Here is a 2,740-nt window from a genome sequence, read left to right as displayed (position 1 = left end):
GGATCAGGGCGCGCACCGGCTCGCCGGCGCGGGGGCGGGCGAGGTCCGCTTCGGTGACGCCGAAGCGGCGCATGTCCTCGGCCGGGAGGTAGATGCGGTCCCGGCCGAGGTCCTCGGCCACGTCCTGGATGTGCTCGACGATCTGCAGAGCGGTGCAGATCGCGTCCGAACGCCGGATGCGCTCGGGACTCTCGGTGCCGGTCACGGCGAGGACGAGCCGGCCGACCGGGTTGGCGGACAGCTCGCAGTAGCCCTCCAGCTCGGCGTACGTCTCGTAGCGCCGGACCTTCTGGTCCTGCCGGTTGGCCTGGAGCAGGCCGTGGAACGGCTGCGGGGACAGCCGGTGGCGGCGGACGGTGGGCTGCAGCCGGCGCAGCAGGGGGTGGCCGGGTGCGGCGCCGGGGTTGAAGACCCGCTCCAGGTCGGCTTCGAGCCCGTCGAGGAGCGCGAGGGGGTCGTCGGCCTCGTCGGGGCCGAGGCCGAGCGCGGCGGCGTCGGCGCCCCCGGGGGCGAGGTCGCCGTCGCCGATGTCGTCGACGAGCCGGGCGTAGCCGTAGAGCGCCATGAGATCGGCGCGCCAGGCACGGGGCAGGAAGAACGGGGCCACGGGGAAGTTCTCGTCGGCGGCCTGGCCGAGTACGGCGCGCGACGGAGCGTCGTCCGCCGGGGTCACCGGCGACTGCCCTGGGCTGCCGCCCCCGGGGCGCAGACGGCGGGCGCGCCTTCGAGCTGGGGTTTCGTCTTCGCCATAGCCGTCACGACTCCCGTTCTACACCGCGTACCCAGATGTGCCCATTCCGGACACGCCGCCGCCGGCGTCGTGACCCCGAGCAGGTCCGGGGCGACCCCCAAGCTCCCTTATCGCCCACATGCCGCCAAACAGCACCGGTCCAGCGTACGCCGTACAGGACCAAGACGCGGCATGTGGTGGTCACCTCAATTCGCCGGCTCGCCGAGAAGTGCGAAACGCCGTGCCGGGCAAGGCGTTTGCCGGTCACACGGTGAGGCCGTCGAGGATCGTGGTGAGCGTGCGGGTGACGATCACCTCCCGCTGACGGGGCGGCAGGTCGTGCAGCGGCCCGTCGAGGATCAGCATGGCGAGTCCGTGCACCGAGGACCAGGCGGCGAACTCCGCGCCCGTCCGCGAGCCCGGCCGCATCACGCCCGCGGCGTCGATGGCGTCCACGGCGCCGACGAGCAGCCGGAAGGAGCGGGCGTCGCCGGGACGCAGCTCGGCGGCCCCGCCCTCCTCGGTCCACTTCTCCCGGTCGGGGCCGGCCCGGCAGAAGGCCGTGCGGTACATGCCCGGTTCGGTCACGGCGAAGCGCACGTAGCCGAAGCCCAGGGCCATCAGCCGGGCCTTGGCGGCTTCGGCCGGATCGCCGCCGGGGCGCGGCTCCGTCTCGGCGATCGCCTCCTCCATGGAGTCCGCCAGCCGCCGCTGCCCCTCGTCCTTGACGGCCTGCAGCAGATCGGCCTGGTTGGCGAAGTGCCGGTACGCGGCCGTCGGCGACACGCCGACGCGCCGGGCCGCCTCGCGCAGCACGACCGCCTCGGGCCCGCCGCCGCGGGCCAGCTCCGACGCCGCGTCGACCAGCGCGTTCCGCAGGTCGCCGTGGTGGTATCCGGCCTTGCCGCTCCTGCCCTCGCTCATAGTCGCATCATGCCCCATGTTGACAGCATTAACATCACCTGCAAGGGTCAATGTTAACGCCATAAACATGGGAAGGGGAGCACCGTGCTGACACGCATTGCGGAGCTCGTACTGCGCAGGACCCGGCTCGTGCTCACGCTCGCCGCCGTCGCGGTCGTCGCCATGGCGGCGCTCGGCTTCGGGGCCTTCGGCAAACTCAGCGCCGGCGGCTTCAGCGATCCGGGGTCGCCGTCGAGCCGGGCGCAGGAGGTGATCGACGACAGATTCGGGGGCGATACGAACCTGGTCCTGCTCGTCTCCGCCGAGTCCGGGGGGCCCGGCGGGGACGCGGCCCGCGAGCGGGGGCTGGAGGTGACCGAGGGGCTGCGGGCCCAGTCCGCGGTGGGCAGCGTGCTGTCGTACTGGGACCGCGGCGGAGAGGGGCTGACGTCGAAGGACGGGAGCCAGGCCCTCGTCCTCGCCCACGTCGAAGGCGGCGACGAGAAGGAGGCCGACCACGCCAAGGAGCTGACCGACGAGTACACCGGCACCCGCGACGGCGTCATCGTGCGGGCCGGCGGCGGGGCCGCGGTGAGCAACGACGTCTCCACCCAGGTCGCCGCCGACCTGGCGCTGGCCGAGGCGATCGCCGTACCCGTCACCCTCGTGCTGCTGGTCCTCGCCTTCGGCAGTCTCATCGCGGCGCTGCTGCCGCTGGCCATCGGGCTGGTAGCCGTCTTCGGCACGTTCGCCGAGCTGTGGGTCCTGGGCAGCCTCACCGACGTCTCGGTCTTCTCGGTCAACCTCACCATCGCGCTGGGCCTCGGCCTCGGCATCGACTACGGGCTGCTGCTGGTCAGCCGGTTCCGCGAGCAGCTGGCCGCGGGCGACGAGGTGCCGGCGGCCGTCCGGCGCACGGTGGCGACCGCGGGCCGTACGATCGCGTTCTCCTCCGCCACGATCGTCGCGGCGCTCGCCGCCCTGCTGGTCTTCCCGCAGTACTTCCTGCGCTCCTTCGCCTACGCCGGCATCGGCGTCGTGGCCATCGCCGCGATCAGCGCGCTGGTGGTCATCCCCGCTCTGCTCGCCGTCCTCGGCCACCGCGTC

At 73.1% G+C, this 2,740-nt stretch carries 3 protein-coding genes; 1 reads left to right on the top strand and 2 read right to left on the bottom strand.

The genetic code is table 11. The annotated features are described in order from the left end of the window. The coding region (gene hpnC / locus H5J30_RS25965; RefSeq protein WP_181789774.1) for a squalene synthase HpnC at nucleotides 1-673 on the bottom strand (673 nt) is incomplete at its 3' end. A gap of 321 nt (nucleotides 674-994) precedes the next feature. Then, the gene (locus H5J30_RS25960) at nucleotides 995-1,654 is read right to left on the bottom strand and encodes a TetR/AcrR family transcriptional regulator (RefSeq protein WP_181789773.1); all 660 of its coding nucleotides are present in this window, start codon (nucleotides 1,652-1,654) and stop codon (nucleotides 995-997) included. Nucleotides 1,655-1,738: 84 nt separating this feature from the next. On the opposite strand from H5J30_RS25960, the gene H5J30_RS25955 reads away from it, so the two are divergent. Beyond that, on the top strand, nucleotides 1,739-2,740 hold a 1,002-nt coding region (locus H5J30_RS25955; protein WP_181789772.1), incomplete at its 3' end, for an MMPL family transporter.

This window comes from Streptomyces phytophilus, from assembly GCF_013870535.1.
Lineage (GTDB): Bacteria > Actinomycetota > Actinomycetes > Streptomycetales > Streptomycetaceae > Streptomyces > Streptomyces phytophilus.
The sequence above is the reverse complement of the archived record's forward strand: the minus strand, read 5'-3'. Positions and strand labels throughout refer to the sequence as shown.

Coding starts and splice junctions, on each gene's coding strand:
- H5J30_RS25960 (WP_181789773.1), bottom strand. CDS start 1,654: ATGAGCGAGGGCAGGAGCGGCAAGGCCGGATACCACCACGGCGACCTG.